We start from the raw sequence: 17,230 nt of genomic DNA, 5'->3' as shown, positions 1-17,230 counted from the left end.
TCGCCTGACCATCAGCATGATGGTGCAGGAAAGGGTGTTCAGGGAGTTCATGACCAAGCGGGGTGAGGTGGCTCGCGGGTCCGGTCACCTCGCGCGATACCTCGTCGCGTGGCCCGCGTCCACGCAGGGCTTCCGCTTCATGTCGCTTGAGGAACCTGTCTGGGAGCAGCTGCCCCGATTCCATCAGCGTGTGAGCGAACTTCTCACGGCCGCACAGGCACGTCGTATCGCCGGTGATAACACCCGTAAGACGCTCACGTTCACGCAAGAGGCGAAAGAGCTTTGGGTGAACACTCAGAACGCGATCGAACCGCGCCTGCGCCAGGATGGCGATCTGTCCAGTGTTCGGGACTTCGCATCAAAATCGATGGAGATCACGGGACGGGTTGCCGCAATCCTGCACCATTTCAGCGCACAGGAGGGCAACCTGATCACTAAGGAAACTCTGGGCCGAGCGCTGGAAGTCGTGGGCTGGCACTTCCAAGAGTTCCTCGATGTATTTGGAGACAGGAATCACGAGCCTGAGCAGGCCAAGGATGTCCGCACTCTGGCCATGTACCTGTGGAGGCGCTACTGGTGTGCTGGATATGGGGCGGCTGTGCGCAACGAAGTACGAAAGAGCGGCCCGATCCGGAACCAGGGACGCTTCGAAGCGGCACTCCATCAACTGCAGATGGAGGACTCTGTCCGCGTGATGCATCAGGACGCCGCCCGAGGGAAAGGCAGGCTCTGGATCCACTTGAACGGGGCAGTCTTCAGCCAGATCACGACCCAGTAGGAGACCCTGCCAACTACAGCGACCGAGGCCGCCCCGTTAACGGGGCGGCCTCGCTCCTTATCCCCCTGCCGACAGGCCGATTTGAGGGAACAACCGATTGCACGACGTGCGATTCTGCTACAAGTGCCGCAAATCGCCCCCAGCGCAGGCCTACCGGCACGCCGCTAGGGTCATGGCACTGACCCACCAACCCATCGTAGCCCGCACGGCAGGTCAGGCCGAATCGCTCTCGCCATTTCGACGTACCGAAACGTATTGAGCCTTCTCCTGCGGTGACATTCCTCGAATCCTCGCCGGTCCGAGATGGCGTTCAGCCCTTCTATCAGCGCCCTGCTCCTTGAGCGTCCGGTGATCGACCCTCGCAGCATGCCCGTTGATCTCAAGATGCTGATTGATGGTGTCCGCCACCGACTTTCGCATCGCGATGACCTCGTCCCTGAGCTGCATGCGATTGCGTCCTCCACTGGCTTTCCTGCGACCGCCATCCTCCGGTCGCTTACTGTTGTACCGAGTGAAGAAGCGATCTGAAGATCGCTCGACTCCATCATCCATGCGATCACACGTCATCAGGTGGAGATGTGGATTGGCCTCACCCTCCAGCGAGGATGATGGCGCATGGATTGCAAACTGGTATGGCTTTCCAGGCGTCAGCTTCGCAACGATATCGTCCACCAAAGCCGCGTTCTGCTCTGCTGTCAGCTCAGCAGGCAGCGCAATGATCGCCTCGCGGTATGCGGCACCGTTCTTGCGTTCGTACTTGTCCGCGGCCCTCCACATGACCTTCGGATTGTTGTCCGCCCAACGCGGCAGGTTTCCATGGCTCGCATGAACCAGATCGTCGCGTTTGCGGTGAAAGCCATTTCTGGCGATGTAATCCGCATGGTCACCTGCGGTTCCTTTGCCTCCACTCTTGATTTGAACATGAAACGTTGCCATCAGCGCACTACCCTTTTCTTGGTTGTAGAAATGAAAAGACCGGCCAGGTTGCCTTGGCCGGTCTTTGAGCAATTGAAGTGATTCGTGGGGAAACGGTAAGTGCGCGAAGGCTTTGCCCCCCCTATCAATATGGGACAAGCCAGCACTGATTACTGCGAACTACCAATCATCGAACCCACCCTTGCTCATAGGGTAGTGTTACGCAGGTATAAAATTACTTTTACTGGTTCTTCATGACACTGAAGTTGGATGGCGAAAGCGGCTCGCTTGAGCAACACAGCCAGACCTTCGGCGGTCCAGGCCTGAGATGCCTACCGACACGCGTCAATGAAGCATCCGCGCACTGCCGCTGGCAGCACCGGCAAACAGATAGGCGAACACGGCATCGCCCTTGCTCACCACCTCGTCTTCGGAATAGCCCATGTCGGCCATTCCGCTGTCCCACAGATGGTTCTCGATCTCGTGACGCAACTGCGCCTGCTTCGCTGCCATGTCGCGCAGGTGGCCTATCAGCAGATTGCGCTCCTCCAGCCTCGCCAGCAGCTCGACGGCCGCCTTCTTGACCGCCTCCCGATCCTTCCGGCTGAGTGACTTCTTCCGCAACAGGTCGAACACGGCGAGCTGCTGCTCGGTCTCCAGGCCTTCCCGCTGGAAGCGCCTGGCTTCCTCGTCCATCTCGTCATGGGTAGCGAACAGCTCTCCCATCACTTTCTGGATCTCAGCCTCGTCCTTGTCGGTGTTGTACTCGGCAACGATGCGCTGGAACTTCTCGTACAGGTCGATCCGCGTCGGGTTCTCCAGCACCATAGCCTTCAGCCCTTCCTCGATCTTCTCCATGAGGTTCAGCGCGACCAGATTCTTCTGCTTGATGTTCTGGAACTCCGCCCGCAACCGGTCGAAGTCGATGGTGCTCAGGTCGAACTGCGCAGGCGCCTTGCTGGCCCCCTGCTCCAGGCCAATGCCAAGGTCCACCACGTCATAGAAACCCTGCAGCAGCCTGGTGATATCCGGCGACGTGCGTGCCGCCTGCAGCTTGTTGTAGATGGCGTTGAGGGCGCTCTCCTGCTCGTCATAGGAAAACAGCCCGGGATTCGGGAACAGGCCGCGATACTTGGCCGCAACGTCCTCCACGATCACCATGAAGGTCTTGCGCCGCTCATTGCTGGCCGCAAGCAGATCGCAGGCCTCCAGGATTTTCTCGCCCTTGTCCATGCCCTGGGCATCGATCACGCCCTGCAGCTCGAAGCCAAGGTCCGCCAGGAATTCGGCCGCATGCTCGATGCTCGCGGCATACTCGGCAATCCCTTCGGCGTCGTCCTCCAGATACCCGGGGTCCTCACCTTCGCCGACTTCCACCTTGCCGTCGCGGTCGCCCTGGGCGAACGTCGCCAACGCCTTGCGCAGGCTCTTGATCATGCCGTTGTAGTCGATGATCAGGCCGTTCGCCTTACCCCCGCCAACGCGGTTCACCCGGGCAATCGCCTGCATCAGGGTGTGGCCCTGCATCGGCTTGTCCAGGTACAGGGTGGCCAGTGACTTCACGTCGAAGCCGGTCAGCCACATCGCGCAGACGATGGCGACCCGGAACGGGTTCTCGGCCTTCTTGAACTCCTGCTCGAGATTGCGCGAGGTCATTTTCGCCCGATGTGGCGCGATGTCGAGCGGCTCACCGCGATGGTTGGTCCACTTCCTGAACTCCTCCACCTCGCCCTGCTCGCTGGACACCACGACGCAGAACTCAGTTTCGCGCATCCACTCAAGGCGTTCGCGCTTCTGCTGCAGGATCCGCGGCAAGGGGCGCTGCGGATACTTGGCATTGAAGGTCGCCTCATCGGCGAGCAGCTCCGCTTCCAGCGTGTCGCCCAGCGCCTTCCACTTGTCGGCGATCAGGTCGTACATCTTCACGCAGGTGATCTTGTCGATGCAGACCATCAGCGCCTTGCTGTTGCCACCGGAGACGGCATTGCGGCGCTGCGAGTAGTGCTTGACGAAATCTTCCGCCACCGCGTCCAAGCGCGTGGGCGAGGTGAAGATGGTGTACTCCCTGGCCAGCTTCCTGTAGAGCTTGTCTTCCTTCTCGTCCGTCCACGGGTCTTCCGCCGTGGAGTCGAGCATGGCTTCCTCGATGTAGCGGGTGATCTTCTCGTTCAGATCGTCATCAACGATCTTCAGCTTCTCACCGTGGTTCTCGTACTTCAGCGGCAGGGTCGCGCCATCAGCGACCGCACGCTGGAAGTCGTAGACAGAGACGTAGTCACCAAACACTTCGCGGGTGAGCTGCTTCTCCGCCGCTTCGATCAGCGGGGTGCCTGTGAAGCCGATGAACTTGGCATTGGGCAATCCCTTGCGCATGTTCAGAGCCAGGCGTCCGTACTGGCTGCGATGCGCCTCGTCGCTGATGACGATGATGTCGCCGCGCTCCGAATAGGGCTCCGTCACGCGCTCGCGGTACTTCTGGATCAGGGTGAACACATGGCTGCGGTTGCTGTCGCGGAGCATGGCCCGCAGGCTGGCGCCGCTCTGGGCTTGGTCATCCTTGGCATTTGCGCGCCCGCAATGGGTGTAGGTGCCGGCGATCTGGTCATCCAGCTCGCTGCGATCGGTGACGACAACAAAGGTGTAACCCGCCGACACCCTGCGCCGGATCTTCTCGCTCAGGAACACGATGGAGTACGACTTGCCCGACCCCTGGGTATGCCAGAACACGCCGAGCTGGCCCTTCGCCAGCTCGGCTTTCACCTTGTCATCGTCCGACTGCAGCCGTGCGATGACGCGATTCACGCCCAGATACTGGTGGTTGCGGGCCACGATCTTGGCGGCGCCGCCTTCGCTGGCATCGAACAGGATGAAGTTCTCGATGATGTCCAGCAGCCGCGCCCTGTCCATCATTCCGCGCAGCAGCAGCGGAAGCTGCATCGTGCTCTTTCTCGGCTCCGGATCGTCCTCGTCCAGACGCTTCCACTGGTAGTGGTGCTCGGGCGTGGCCGTGATACTGGCGTACTTGGCGATGTGGCCATTGGAGAACACCACAAACTGGTTCCAGTGGAACAACTGCTCGATGCTGCCTTCGATGGCGGCTTGCTTGCCGGATTCATCGGTGCCGCGATAGTCGCGGTAGTTCTTCTTGTAGGCGTCGTGGTAGTCCACGTCGAAGCGCTTGAGCTCGACGAACACCAGCGGCAGGCCGTTGACTAAGCCCACCAGGTCGGCGCGACGCAGGTAGTTCCTCCCGCGCACCCACAGCTCGCGCACGGCCTTGAAGCTATTGTTGTCCGGATCGACAAAATCGACCAGCCGCAGGCGGCGTTCCACGGCTCGCCCGGCGCCGTCCTTGAACCGAACCAGCGCACCGTTGCGCAACAGCTCGTACTTGTCCTGGTTGATGGCCACCAGGGTCTTGGCGTGATCGTGGGCGGTCGCCTGGTCGATGGCCTGCTGGTAGGCCTCTTCGGGCAGACCGGGATTGAGGCGCTCCAGCGCGGCGCGCAGGTCGGGCTTGAGCACCGTCTCGGTGAAGTTGTTACGTCCGGTGAGATGCGGCCTGTCCTCGGTCTCGGCCTGGGCATGGATCGACGACCAACCAAGCTCACCGAGGATTGCGGCGGCATCCTTCTGGATCATCCCGTCTTCGCTGTAATCCCCCCGTGCACTCATCGCCTCACGCCTCGCTGAAGTCAAAGCCGCACTGGCGGTGATGGCGCAGCGTCAGCAGATGGATGCAGTCCTGATGGATGGCATACAGCGCCAGGTATTCTTCCAGAATGTACTCGCGCAGCTCGATGTCATCGCCCAGCAGGTCGCGCACGGCTGTCCAGGCAGCGAACACTTCGGGCGCTTCAGGGTTGTGGGCGATGAATTCGCGCCCGATGCGCGGCGCCTGAGCCAAACGCTTGGGCAAGGCGTCATAGGCGTCGTCCAGCAGCTCCTGCGCCGCGGCATCCGCGCCAACGCCGAGCAGGTGCGCCACGGCCTCGTCCAGTCTGCGCTCGTAGGCCGCACCCAGGACGACCTGCATGCGTCAGGCGTCCGTCTTGCGTGCGGCCCTGGCCGCGTCCAGCCGGGTCTGCGACCGCGCCCTGGCCTCCTCCACCGGGATGCCGGGCTTGCCCGCGCGAATGTACTGCAAACCGGCGGTCACGTCGTTCAGCAGGCCAAGCTGGAAGTTGGCTCGTGCCAACGTTTCGCGCTCCAGACGGTGGTAGTAGTCCAGCTTGCGGGCATCCACCAGCGCCACATAGCTCTCGCCGTTGCGGGTGATGATCTTTTCGTGGCCGGCGCGGACTTCATCGGCCAGCCGGGTCAGGTCGGCGCGAGCCTTGTTGAAGGGCACGATGTCCTGTGAGGTGATGGGCATGGCGGCTCCGGGTGTTGATGCGCCTAAACCTTAATGTATTCGTTGATGTTTGGCAAACTCGCCCTCCGGGCTACGCCGCTTCCGGCTGCGGTAGCGGGATGCCGGAGACGTCCAGTTGTCCGCTCATCAGCTTGGGCAGCAGGGCGTCGCGGGCTCTGGCGAGTTTCTTTTTTTGCCTTTCCAATTGGAATGCTTGCGAATACAGCGGTGCGACTAATGTTTCGAAGGAAGCAGCAACTTCACCGGCTGGCACAAGCAATGACAGCGAATGTGCGTAGTTTCGATTTAAACCAGGCACAGCGGCATCGCTGCTGATGAAGTTCAGGTTGCTCAGGGCTTGCAATAAATAGAACGTCGACGCTTCGGGATCAATGAAGAACACCGTATCGATCGGAAAGCAGGGCTCGGGCGAAAAGTACAGGCTGCCCACATTGCCTTTGCGCCCGACTACGATGGCGCCCCCATCCACGAGCGCACGATCATGGTTACCGACAACCCCACTTGAGCCATACACAGGCACCTGTCCATCCTTGCGTTCCGTAGCTTTAAGCGCCTTGCCGTACTTGAGCGGCGCGATTTGACCCAAGGTCTTGCGTGCCCAACCCTCCGGCACGCCATCCACCACCGTGACGGTCTCATGGCCGGGAAAGCGTAGATGCACGAACCATTCTCGATATAGGCGACGGGCGGCGTCTTCCAGAAGGGCGATGCGGCGCTGATTAGTGGCGATGAGATCGTCGTAAGCGAACAGTACTGCAGATATTCTTCGCTGCTCTCCCAACGAAGGAACAAAAATCTCGAAGCCTGGAAAATTCGTCAACGGAATCCGATCAACCGTCGCGCCCGTCATCGTTTTTGCTTCAATCTGTGCCCGCCATCTCGGCGCGAAGAAGTAGTAGAACAGATAGCGATAGTCGATCTTTTCTGGATCCGGGCGTATCAATGCGGTTCTACGACCCAACGTGAAACTCATGCCGTCGGGGATGATGGCGTACCTATTCAAAGTTGCTTCATAGGTGAAAACGATGTCATTCGCCTGCGGCGTCACGCGACGATTCCATCTCGGAAGGTCACGATCGGCAACCCACCGGGCAGTGGCTAGGTCAATTCTGCCATCTGCCGAAATGTTAGGAATTCCAAGGAATACCGCTGCACCCTCTTCATGAAGCTCTGGCGTTGCATGCGGGCCGTCGTAAACGCCAATAGCAATGTCTCGAATCGTTCGTACACTGTCACTCACGCGAACAACTCCTCGAAGTTCTCGCTGATGGTCGCCGCAAGCTCGGATGCCTTCTCATCCAACTCTGCCAGCTCGTCATGGATGGCCCGCATCCGCTCGGCAAACCCTTCTTCGTCATCTTCAGTGACCACCGCTACGCCGACATAGCGCCCCGGCGTGAGCGACCAGTCGTTCTGCCCGATGCGCTCAAGGGGGACGGCAGCGCACAGACCCGGCACATCCAGGAACACGCCGTCGGGAAACCGCGATAGCAACCAGTGCCCCTGGGCGATGAAGTAGCCGGATTGCTTCAGCGCCTCCAGCGCCAGGTCGCGAATCGTGGCCTCTTCATTCCGATTCCGGTCTGCGGCCAACAAGGCGCGTCTGGCCTCTCGGATGGCCTTGGCATCGAAGGCGTCGCTCTTGCGCCCACGCAGCTCTTTCTCGGCCTTGTCCAGCAACTTCAGCCATTGCTTGTGCCGGGCCTCAAGCTGCCGGGCCGTGGCCTTCAGTTGCGGCGCAAGGTCTTCCAGCGCGGCCTGCGCGACCTTCACGCTGTCAAGCTTGTCCGGCCGGGCCTTCGCAACGACCTTCCGTGCAAGCGTCATCGCCGCCTCAAGGTCTGCGACGGCTTGCCCGGTGTCCTTGCCGTCCTCCCGAGCCGCGTCAAGCTCTGCTTTGAAGGCCGCTAGCGTCGCTTCATCGAGCCGGGCCTCGTCGTCCACGCCGTCATTGAGCTCGGCCTGCGTCGCGCCCTTTGCGAACACGGTCAGATGCCGAGCCAGCACCTCGATTGCCGCCGTGTCGTCGGCCAGCCGCTGCGGCAGCTGCGCCAACCAGCCATCCGCTTGCTGCTGATGGCTGGTCACCAGCGCCGCAAACCTGTCGCCCTCCCCCCGATACAGCCACACCACCGCGTTGAGGTTGGCGAGCTGCTCCTCGGTGAAGACATGCGAACGCGCGGAGACGACCGTATAGACGTTGCGTGCATCCAGCATCAGCACCGTGTCCCTGCGCGACTCCGGCTTGCCCTTGTCGAAGAACCACAGCGTGCACGGCAGGCTGCGGGTGTAGAAGAACTTGTTGCCGATGGCGACCATCACGTCCACATCGCCGGTCCTGACCAGCTTCTCGCGGATCTCCTTGTCCTTGTTGCCGGCGTCCGATGCACTGGACGCCATCACGAACCCGGCGCGGCCGGTCGGGTTCAGATAGGAGTGGAAGTACTGGATCCACAGGCTGTTGGCATTGGAGATCGCCCCGGTCTTGGCGTTCAGGCCGGGCAGACCGAACGGCAAGCGGCCACCGGGCGCGACCTGGCTTTCGACCTTCCTGGTCTCCACGCCATCCACGTTAAACGGCGGATTGGCCATGACGAAATCGCACTCGCCAATCAGCGGTTCGATCTGTTCGTAGAAGGTATTGCCTTGGCGGATGTTGCTGGCATCCAGTCCGTGCACCGCCAGGTTCATGCGCGCCAGCTTGGTGTTGGTGTCGCTCTTTTCCTGCCCGTGGAACACCACGCCGGAATCCAGCGGATCCTGGCCGCGACTCTCGATGAAATGGCCGGACTGCACGAACATGCCCGCCGATCCACAGGCCGGATCCAGCACGAGGCCGTGGTCGGGTTCGATGACGTTGACGATCATCCGCACCAGCGAGGGCGGAGTGAAGAACTCGCCGCCCTCCTGGGCGCCGGTCATCGCGAACTTGTTGAGGAAGTACTCGTAGATGCGCCCGAACACGTCGCCGGTCGCGTTGCGGATCGCCTCCCCGTCGAAAACCTTGATGAGCCGCGCCAGCAGGTCCGGCTCGAACGCTGGGAAGCCACGCGGCAGCGCGCCTCGCAGGACTTCATGCTCGGCTTCAATGCTGCCCATGGCCGCATCGATCGCCTCGCCGACTCCTGGGCCCGCCGGCAGAGCGGCGATGTGCTCGAAGCGCGCCGCCTCCGGCAGATAGATTGCGGCCTTGCCCTGGAAGCCGAGCTTGATGAGGGCTTCCCGCCGTGAAGCGGGAACCTTCGGGCCGATTCCGGCGGTGATCCCGGGCAGGTAGGCATTGAAGCGGTTGCTGGCGTGGCGCAGGAAGATCAGCCCCAGAACCGGCATTGAGTATTCGCTGGCGGTGAGCTTGGAGTTGGCGCGCAGGTCGTCTGCCGACTGCCACAGGTCGCTTTCGAGTTGTTGGATGTTCATCGGGTGTCCTGATCCTTGTGCGGCTGCTGGAGCTGTGCGAGAAGTTCCTTCCAGAAGTCCTCTGCAATCCCGGCCTGCTCATCCTGCAAGCTATCGATCTGCCCCTGCAGCTCTTCTTCTCGTTCGAGGATTTCGACTGCGGCCTCAGTCAATGGCGGGTTCAGCGCAAAGACCTTGAGCTTGCGAAGCGTGCTGATGGACATCATCGGGATGGTCGCGCCGGTCTTGATGCCGTCCAGCACCTGCTGGCCCATCTTCGACCGCAACCACAAGCCCAGGCCACGGAGGTCCACGCCGGGCTTTGACCCCCGCAGGACCACGAACGACTGTCCGACAATCCAGCCTCCTTCCCCGGGTGGCGGCACGTTGTCGGGCACGATGCCAATCTTTCCAACGGTGCCTTTGACGACCAACAGCAGATCATGCGGCCGCAGGAAGATATCCATTACATCGCCGGAACGCTTGGCGGCCAGTTGCACTCTGACACTCTTCCCGGGGGTCCGGATGTAGCCGGCGCTGGGAAGATCGACGGCCCCGACCTCGAGAACATCGACTCCTGCTGACACATCCACTCCGCGGTCCCTGTTGGGTATTGGAATGAGGATGCGGACCACATCTTCCAGTGTTTCGGTTGGCAGGGTTTCCAACCGCGCTTGCGCTTTACGCTGCTGGTCTGGAATGACGTAGCGACCGACATCCAGCGTGGCATCGTTGTCAAAAATGGCGTCCAGACTGACGACTTGCGTATACGAGTCCTCTTCTTGACGTCCAGCCGCCGCCTGGATGTCAGATTCAACGCGCAACTGCCTGCAGAAGTCCACAACGAGGCCGGTGTTCTGCAGCGCAACCCGCCCCTTGCCCATCGACACACGGAAGTGCGGCAACGATGCATCGACGAATCCGACGCGACGGTGGCGCGCCTGCGTGTTCAACACCAGCATGGATGTTCCCAGCCCGCTGGGCTGGAAGATGCCATTGGGCAGCGCAATGACCGCCTCGACCCAGCCTTGCTGCAACAGGTATTCGCGAACGTCCCGATCCTTGCCTGAGCTGAAGAGAAAGCCATTAGGTACAACGATTGCGGCAATTCCACGTGTCTGCGCTGCAATGTGCTGCACCATCAGACCTGTCACGCTGGCCTTGACCACAGGAAAGCGGCTGTAGATGTCCTGCATCACCACGTCATCGACGCCGCCGGCCATGCCCATCGGTGGAATCGAAAGGGTTGCGTCAAATCTTTCCAGGTGTCCGCCATGAACTGCTGCAGGCGCACGCAGCGGATCGTTTGGCGCAACGTCTGTAGGCGCTGCACGAAACACGGCGAGCAATGCCGCAACTTGCGATCCGAGATGTGCTTCAGCGTGGACGCGCAGGTCAGGCTGATCCATCAGCACCCCGACAAGCTGGCCGCTAGTCTCCCAAGGCAAGTAGGCCGCACGCGTAGTCTCACCGACCGCTACATCTTTCATCAGACGCGCCAGCTCGACGGGCACATCGAAACCCTCGAAAGTGCCACCGACCAGGTCACCGGCGACATCGACCGGCGAGAACCTCTCGAATACACCGCCGTCGACCAGGTACTTCACCGTTCTCAGCGCAGCGAAAACCGCATCATTCGCCTGCTCGACGTATCGATTGGCATTGAAAAACGCCATTCCGAGCGCGCCGGGTTGCCAGAACAGTTTCTTCAGAACGCTCAACAGCCCCTCGACGCCTCCCTGAGCCACGGCGGTATCAAGCGTGACACTGGGCTCAAGCCTGTCCTTTGCCGACAGATGCGCCCACGTGAGCAACTGGAACGCGAGCAACTTGGACTCGTCGACGCTGAGAGAGGTGCTGCGGAAGTGCTCCATCACCTGGAACAGGACCTGTCCGGCATTGTCCTTGGACATAGTCACTGGCTCCTGCCCGCATAGTTATACGTGGTGATCTGGGCATCGCCCTCGGCAACGACCACCAAGCCGCCCTTGTCTACGATCTTCATGAGGGTGCGAAGCGCTTCGCGAAGCTGCTCCGACTTCTTGCGGCTCAGGACCACCTTGCTGCCCTCGTTTTCGCCGTACCCCAAAACCAGATCGATCATCGCCTGGTTGATGCCCCGCTGGCCCATCCGCTGCTGAAAGTGCTTCGTCTTATGCATTGCAGCTCCCTCCGCTGTTAAGCGTAGGCTGCACCTATGCGCGGCGCAAGTCAATGCGAACGCTGCAGTAATTGCCTAATGCGATTGTGCTTATTTAAATTATGTTCAGTTTTTTCGGTAGGCTAGCGTGCCAAAAGCACTCTATCCTATTGAAAAAAAAGAGAAAAGAGGAACAGAGGCCCTCCGCGCTCCCCCTTCTAGCCGAGCGGAAGCGGCCCCATTGCCACTGCCGCCGCAGGCGTGAAGCCCGAAGACGGCGGCGGAAGGACTTCGCACTCGCCTTTGGGCGCCGGCAGTTGCCGAATGACTCTGGCGGACTCTAGCCGGTCGATGAAGTCGTTGACGGGGGTGTAGAAGTTCGGAATCCGGTCGTTCTCTTCGTCAGTGAATACCCAGTAGGCCAGCCGCCTTTTGGGAAAGCCCGCGCGTTGGGCCTCGGCTCGGTTGGCATATTGGGTGACGAAGAGCCTGTATAGCGCCCTCTCTGGGTAGAAGCTCCGGCGAACCCAAGTGGCGACGTCGGGTTCTACCCCGAAATCACGGACGGTTGTAAAAGGGTTGAGAACTTCTGGTCTTGCCTGGCGACCCTTCGTCGCATCCTCGGATTGTGGAACCGCTCGATGTATTCGAACACATCGGCCCGTGCGGCATCGAGCGTCGGGTAGGTCATGCGGTAGACCCGCTCGCGCTTGAGCAGGCCGAAGAAGCCTTCGCATGCTGCGTTGTCACCGCAATGGCCCACTGCGCTCATCGAGCACACCAGGCCGTTGGCCGTCAGGTAACGCTGGTAGTCGCCGCTTCGGAACTGGCTGCCACGGTCGGAGTGCAGGATCACCGGATGGCTGCCTTGGCGCTGCCAGACCGCCATCTGCACGGCCCGGATCACCATTTGCCGGTCCTGCCGGTGGTGCATCGACCACCCCACGACCCGTTGGTCGAACAGGTCCAGCACGATGCACAGGTACAGCTTGCCCTGCCGGGTCTTGAGCTCGGTGATGTCGGTGACCCACTTGGTCTCCGGCTCCAATGCAGTGAAGTCCCGCTCCAGCAGGTTGCGCACCCCCGGCGGCGTCAGCGCCGGCTGGCTGCGCGGGCCACGCCGCTTCGGCCGGGGCCAGCCCTGCAGGCCATCGGCCGCCATCAGGCGCGCCACCCGGTTCAGGCTGGCCGACTCGCCTTCCTCGGCAAGGTCTTCGTGCATGCGACCGGCGCCCAGCGTGCCACGGCTGTCTTCGTGCAACTCACGGATTCGGTCGAGCAAGCGCTCGTTGTCGAGCTGGCGGGCGCTTGGCAGGCGCTTGCTCCAGTCGTAATAGCCGCTGGCGGACACCTGCAGGCAGCGGCACATCAGCCGAACCGGGAATTCATCGCGGCAACGTTCGATCGCCTGATACCTCAGGACGATCCCTTGGCAAAGAACGTCGCCGCTTCTCTTAAAAAATCCCGCTCCTTCTTCACCCGGGCCAGCTCGCGCTTCAGGCGGGCGAGTTCCTCATCCCGGGGCGTGCCGGTGCCGCCGAAGGCCACCTTGCCTTGGCTCTGGGCCTCTCGCTTCCAGCGGGTCAGCAGCGTGTCCCGGATCCCCAGCTCCCGTGCCACCTGAGCGCAGCTGACGCCCGGCTGGCTCGCCTGCTCAACAGCACCGCGCTTGAACTCCGCACTGAACTTCCTTCGCTTCGACATGAACACTCCTCATGGCCTCGATCGGCCTTCTCGTAAGTGTCCGTGAAAACGGGGGTGAACCCCAGCCGCCTGCCGCCGTTCAAGCGTCTTGGCGCGACCCTGCGCGAGCACAAGGCCGGGATCATCGAGCACTTCCGGAGTGGCCTCACCAACGCCAGCGTGGAGGCGATGAACGCCCAGATCCAGGCGGCCAAGGCGCGGGCGAAGGGCTATGCCACCCACGAGAACCTGATCGCGATCGCCTACCTGTTGTGCGCCAAGCTCAAGCACTTGCCGCGCAATCCATGGTTGGCGCCGGCGGCGGCATGATCAGGTCAGTTCCACAGGGATCGCGACAGAGCCTGTTCTTCGCGCCAGGGCACGAACCCGCGCAACGCCACGAGTACCAATTCAACCTCGACAGCGACGAAGGCCGGCAGACGCTGGCAGCAATGCTGGCCTTCCTGCAGGCCCACGTGCCGTCGCCACTGGCCTCGCCCACGGGGGCATCAAGCAGCGGGTAGCCATCGCCTCGCCCACCCGCCTGCATGAGGGTGCGCCGGCCTGGACCCCGGACGCCGCCACACTCAGACCAGCTTCGCCTCCCGCAGGAGATCCTCCAGATAGGTGCCCCGGGTCTTGGCGATGGCCGCACTGCTGGCGATGCGCGCAAGCCAGGGCAGCTTCACCTCGTCCAGCGGCTTGCGATCGTTGAGGTAGTACAGCGCGCTGAGCAGCACGCGCACGTCGAACATCGACGCAAAGACCTCGGGCACGCCGCGATCCACCCCCAGCAACGTGTACACAGCTTCCATCGCCGTACGCACCGAGTATTCGGTGGTGAACACCGTGTCGTGCTCGGTCTCGGCGAAATTGCCGATGAACGCCAGGTTCTGCGAGCCCTCCGGCACCACCAGCGGCCGGTCGCCGGCCGCGCGCGGCATGAAATAGGACGTGATGTAGGGCATGTTGCACGGCACGGTGCTGGCCGCGTTGTGCGCCAGCTCATCGATCTGGTCCACCGGCACGCCGATGTGGTACAGCCATTCGGCACACAGCTCCGCGCCGGTGCACTCGCGGATCGTCTTCGGCACGTAGTCGCCGGGCTTGTCGGAAAACAGCCCATACAGCCAGACCACCAGTTCCTTCTGCGGATCCTGTTCGGCGAAGTGGGGCTGCCGGCTCATGCTGAAACCGTACAGCCAGCTTGAATCCTGGATGCTGCAGGGGCCACCGGTGACGATCACGCCCGATCGCGGGTCGCGGCCCGTGATCCGTTCGAGATACGGCACGATGCGATCGTCGGTCAGCGTGACCGTCGCGGAGACCGTCCAGTTCGCCTCCGGAATGTTCTCGCAGAACTTCTCCGGACGGCCGAAGGCGGGGTCACGCTCGGCCATTCGCTTCCACAGCGACCATGCGCCGCCGCGGTCGGTCACGATGGACGCCGGCGTATCGTTGTCACCGAACGTGGAGCTTTCGGTGATCGAACCGTTGGTGACCAGCACCAGGTCCTTCGGACCCACGGCGATCTTCTCGGCGACGCCGTCGCTGGTGAGCCGGATCGCGGTCGCGAACTTGCCATTGCCGCTCGCGGTGACCAGCACGTCGTCGACCTGCGTGTTGTAGCGGAAGGTGACGCCCTGTCCTTCCAGATAGGCCACCAGCGGACGGATCAGCGACTCGTACTGGTTGTAGTGGGTGAAGCGCAGCGAAGTCAGGTCCGACAGGGTCGAAATGTGATGGACGAAACGCAGGATGTAGCGCCGCATCTCCACCGCGCTGGCCCATGGCTCGAACGCGAACATGGTGGCCCAGTACAGCCAGAAGTTCGAAGCGAAGAATTCCTCGCCGAACACTTCGTCGATGCGCTTGTCGTCCAGCTCGCTTTCGCGGGTCAGCGCCAGCGCGATCAGTTCCTCCACCGCTCCTGGAGTGAGCGTGAGGTCGGGCATCCGTTCGATCGGCTCGCCGCGGTTGTGGATCGCGCGGCAGGGGTTGCGGGACGGGTCGGTCTTGTGCAGCCAGTACATCTCGTCGAGTACCGAGGCATCGGGCGTATCGAGCGAGGGGATCGAGCGGAACAGGTCCCACAGTGTCTCGAAGTGCGCTTCCATCTCGCGACCGCCGCGGATGATGAATCCCTTGTGCCGGTCGAGGATGCCGTCCATGCTGCCGCCGGGCAGCGCAAGCTCCTCGAAGATCGTGATCGCACTGCCGGGCATCCGCGCGTCGCGGATCAGGAACACCGCACCCGCCAGCGAGGCCAGGCCGGAACCGACGAAGTAGGCACGGCGGCCCTCCACGCCTTCGGGCTTGGGGGGGCGCGAGAACGCCTCGAAGTTTCCACTGCTCCTGTACATGTCGATCTCCATGGTTGAGGGGTCGATCGCGGCCCCAGCCAGCGATCAGGGAGAACATTCGCAAAGCATCTGATAAGAATGGATGAAGAATCGAACCGACAGACGCGCCGCGCGAATGACGGGTTCGCAGTGCAGGGGCGATCGTGGTGGCGAGGGGGCGCGTCGTGGCCGCCGCCCTGTCGCCCGGCAACGGGGCACACCGCGGGTTCCCGGCCGGCAGCGATCCGGTCATACAGAGCTGGCCCCGTCTGTTTGAACAGCCAAGCCGTATCCGATAAGTGGATCGCCTGCCGGTCAAGCTGCCTTCGGCAAAGGCAGCGGTTGGTTGAAGTAGACCTGATCTGGCGTGAGTCGATCAAGCGCGGTGTGCGGCCTTCGCTGGTTGTAGAAGGTCAGGTAGCGGGACAGCGAAGCCTTGGCGTGGCTGACGCTGTCGTAGGCACGCAGGTAGACCTCTTCGTATTTGACCGATTTCCACAGCCGCCCGATGAACACGTTGTCGCGCCAGCATCCCTTGCCATCCATGCTGATGGCGATACCGTGCTGTTTGAGCAACCCGGTAAAGGTCTGACTGGTGAACTGGCTGCCCTGGTCGGTGTTGAGGATCTCCGGCGCGCCATGGCGGGCAATGGCCTCCTCCACGGCCTCGATGCAGAAGTCGGCGTCCATGGTGATCGACACCCGCTACGCCAGCACCCGGCGGCTGTGCCAGTCGATCACGGCGGACAGGTAGACGAAGCCACGAGCCATCGGGATGTAGGTGATATCCATCGCCCAGACCTGGTTGGGCCGGTCGATCTTCAGGCTCCGCAGCAGGTACAGATAGATCGTATGCCCCGGATGCCTGCGGCTGGTGTTGGGCTTGCGGTACAGCGCCTCGATGCCCATCCGCCGCATCAGCGTGGCCACGTGCTTGCGGCCCACGGTGAAGCCTTCCTGGTTCAGCAGGTCGCGCAGCATCCGGCTGCCGGCGAACGGAAGCTCCAGATGCAGTTCGTCGATCCGGCGCATCAGCGCCAGATCCTGCGCCGGGACGGGGCGTGGCAGGTAGTACACGCTGCCGCGGCTGATGCCCAGAGCCTGGGCCTGCCGGGTCACCGGCAGAGCATGGATGCGGTCGATCATCGCTTTGCGCTCAGCAAACCCGCTTTGGTGAGCGCGCCTTCTAAAAAATCGTTCTCCAGCGTCAACTCCCCGATCTTGGCGTGCAGGGCCTTCACGTCCACTGGCGGCGGGCCCGGCTCGGCGCCACCAAACGCATCGGCTGCGTTCTCGAGCAGCTGGCTGCGCCACTGCGTGATCTGCTTGGGATGGAGGTCGAACTGCTGGGCAAGTTCGGCCAGCGTCTTGTCTCCCTTGATGGCGGCCAAGGCCACTTTGGCCTTGAAGGCCAGCGAGTGGTTGCGGCGAGGTCGTCTTGCCATGGTTCTGCTCCTTGCGCGGCGATCATCATTGCCTCAGTGAGCAGGAAATCCACCTATCGAGCTGTTCAGATTTCCGGGGCCAGCTCTAAATGTACCTGCCCCCTCTTTCCTCGTGACCCTTTCTCCTCCCGCCCCCTTTTCCGCATACCTATGCCG

13 protein-coding genes and 1 pseudogene are annotated in these 17,230 nt (G+C 62.0%); 2 read left to right on the top strand and 12 right to left on the bottom strand.

From position 1 onward, the window contains the following. Positions 1–778: DUF3987 domain-containing protein (locus AC06E9_RS19580; protein ID WP_478056669.1), on the top strand; the 778-nt coding region annotated here is incomplete at its 5' end. 213 nt (positions 779–991) lie between these two features. On the opposite strand, the gene AC06E9_RS19575 is transcribed toward AC06E9_RS19580, so the two are convergent. The 9 genes from AC06E9_RS19575 to AC06E9_RS19535 all read right to left on the bottom strand — a co-directional run bounded on the left by AC06E9_RS19575 (position 992) and on the right by AC06E9_RS19535 (position 13,308). Next, a complete protein-coding gene (locus AC06E9_RS19575; RefSeq protein WP_228756291.1) occupies positions 992–1,852 on the bottom strand; it encodes a MobA/MobL family protein in 861 nt (286 codons plus the stop codon). Positions 1,853–2,038: 186 nt separating this feature from the next. After that, on the bottom strand, positions 2,039–5,368 hold the full coding sequence (locus tag AC06E9_RS19570) for a type I restriction endonuclease subunit R (protein WP_478056668.1): 3,330 nt from the start codon (positions 5,366–5,368) through the stop codon (positions 2,039–2,041). Between the two features lie 4 nt (positions 5,369–5,372). Beyond that, entirely contained in the window at positions 5,373–5,729 is a 357-nt protein-coding gene (locus AC06E9_RS19565; protein WP_478056667.1) for a type II toxin-antitoxin system RelE/ParE family toxin, read from the bottom strand. A 3-nt stretch (positions 5,730–5,732) separates the two neighbouring features. Further along, positions 5,733–6,068 (bottom strand): type II toxin-antitoxin system Phd/YefM family antitoxin, encoded by a 336-nt coding sequence (locus tag AC06E9_RS19560; protein WP_478056666.1) that lies wholly within the window; start codon positions 6,066–6,068, stop codon positions 5,733–5,735. A gap of 70 nt (positions 6,069–6,138) precedes the next feature. After that, entirely contained in the window at positions 6,139–7,308 is a 1,170-nt protein-coding gene (locus tag AC06E9_RS19555) for a restriction endonuclease subunit S (protein ID WP_478056665.1), read from the bottom strand. Next, positions 7,305–9,485 (bottom strand): type I restriction-modification system subunit M, encoded by a 2,181-nt coding sequence (locus AC06E9_RS19550; RefSeq protein WP_478056664.1) that lies wholly within the window; start codon positions 9,483–9,485, stop codon positions 7,305–7,307. Before AC06E9_RS19550 ends, AC06E9_RS19555 begins: the two co-directional genes overlap by 4 nt. Continuing rightward, on the bottom strand, positions 9,482–11,377 hold the full coding sequence (locus tag AC06E9_RS19545) for an N-6 DNA methylase (RefSeq protein ID WP_478056663.1): 1,896 nt from the start codon (positions 11,375–11,377) through the stop codon (positions 9,482–9,484). Before AC06E9_RS19545 ends, AC06E9_RS19550 begins: the two co-directional genes overlap by 4 nt. Before the next feature lie 2 nt (positions 11,378–11,379). Next, on the bottom strand, positions 11,380–11,625 hold the full coding sequence (locus AC06E9_RS19540; RefSeq protein WP_101101280.1) for a DUF4258 domain-containing protein: 246 nt from the start codon (positions 11,623–11,625) through the stop codon (positions 11,380–11,382). 526 nt (positions 11,626–12,151) lie between these two features. After that, a protein-coding gene (locus AC06E9_RS19535) for an IS3 family transposase (protein ID WP_478056662.1) occupies positions 12,152–13,308 on the bottom strand; the annotation gives its coding sequence in 2 pieces (ribosomal slippage) (positions 12,152–13,059 and positions 13,059–13,308; 1,158 coding nt in all). A gap of 54 nt (positions 13,309–13,362) precedes the next feature. On the opposite strand from AC06E9_RS19535, the gene AC06E9_RS19530 reads away from it, so the two are divergent. Continuing rightward, positions 13,363–13,617: a transposase gene (locus AC06E9_RS19530; protein WP_478056661.1), complete on the top strand. Its 255-nt coding sequence runs from the start codon at positions 13,363–13,365 to the stop codon at positions 13,615–13,617. 5 nt (positions 13,618–13,622) lie between these two features. On the opposite strand, the gene AC06E9_RS19525 is transcribed toward AC06E9_RS19530, so the two are convergent. From AC06E9_RS19525 to AC06E9_RS19515, 3 genes and pseudogenes are all read right to left on the bottom strand, one after another. After that, complete coding sequence (locus tag AC06E9_RS19525; RefSeq protein WP_478056660.1) at positions 13,623–13,763, bottom strand: hypothetical protein; 141 nt, start codon at positions 13,761–13,763, stop codon at positions 13,623–13,625. Between the two features lie 111 nt (positions 13,764–13,874). Beyond that, positions 13,875–15,650 carry an oleate hydratase gene (locus AC06E9_RS19520; RefSeq protein ID WP_004146476.1) on the bottom strand — a complete coding sequence of 592 codons (1,776 nt, stop codon included), beginning with the start codon at positions 15,648–15,650 and terminating at the stop codon, positions 13,875–13,877. A gap of 294 nt (positions 15,651–15,944) precedes the next feature. Next, positions 15,945–17,074, bottom strand: a pseudogene (locus tag AC06E9_RS19515) (IS3 family transposase). Positions 17,075–17,230 lie beyond the last annotated feature (156 nt).

The organism is Stenotrophomonas sp. Steno-Z10-BAI (assembly GCF_056393115.1).
Note: the sequence above shows the minus strand (reverse complement) of the source record. Positions and strands in the feature narration are given on the sequence as shown.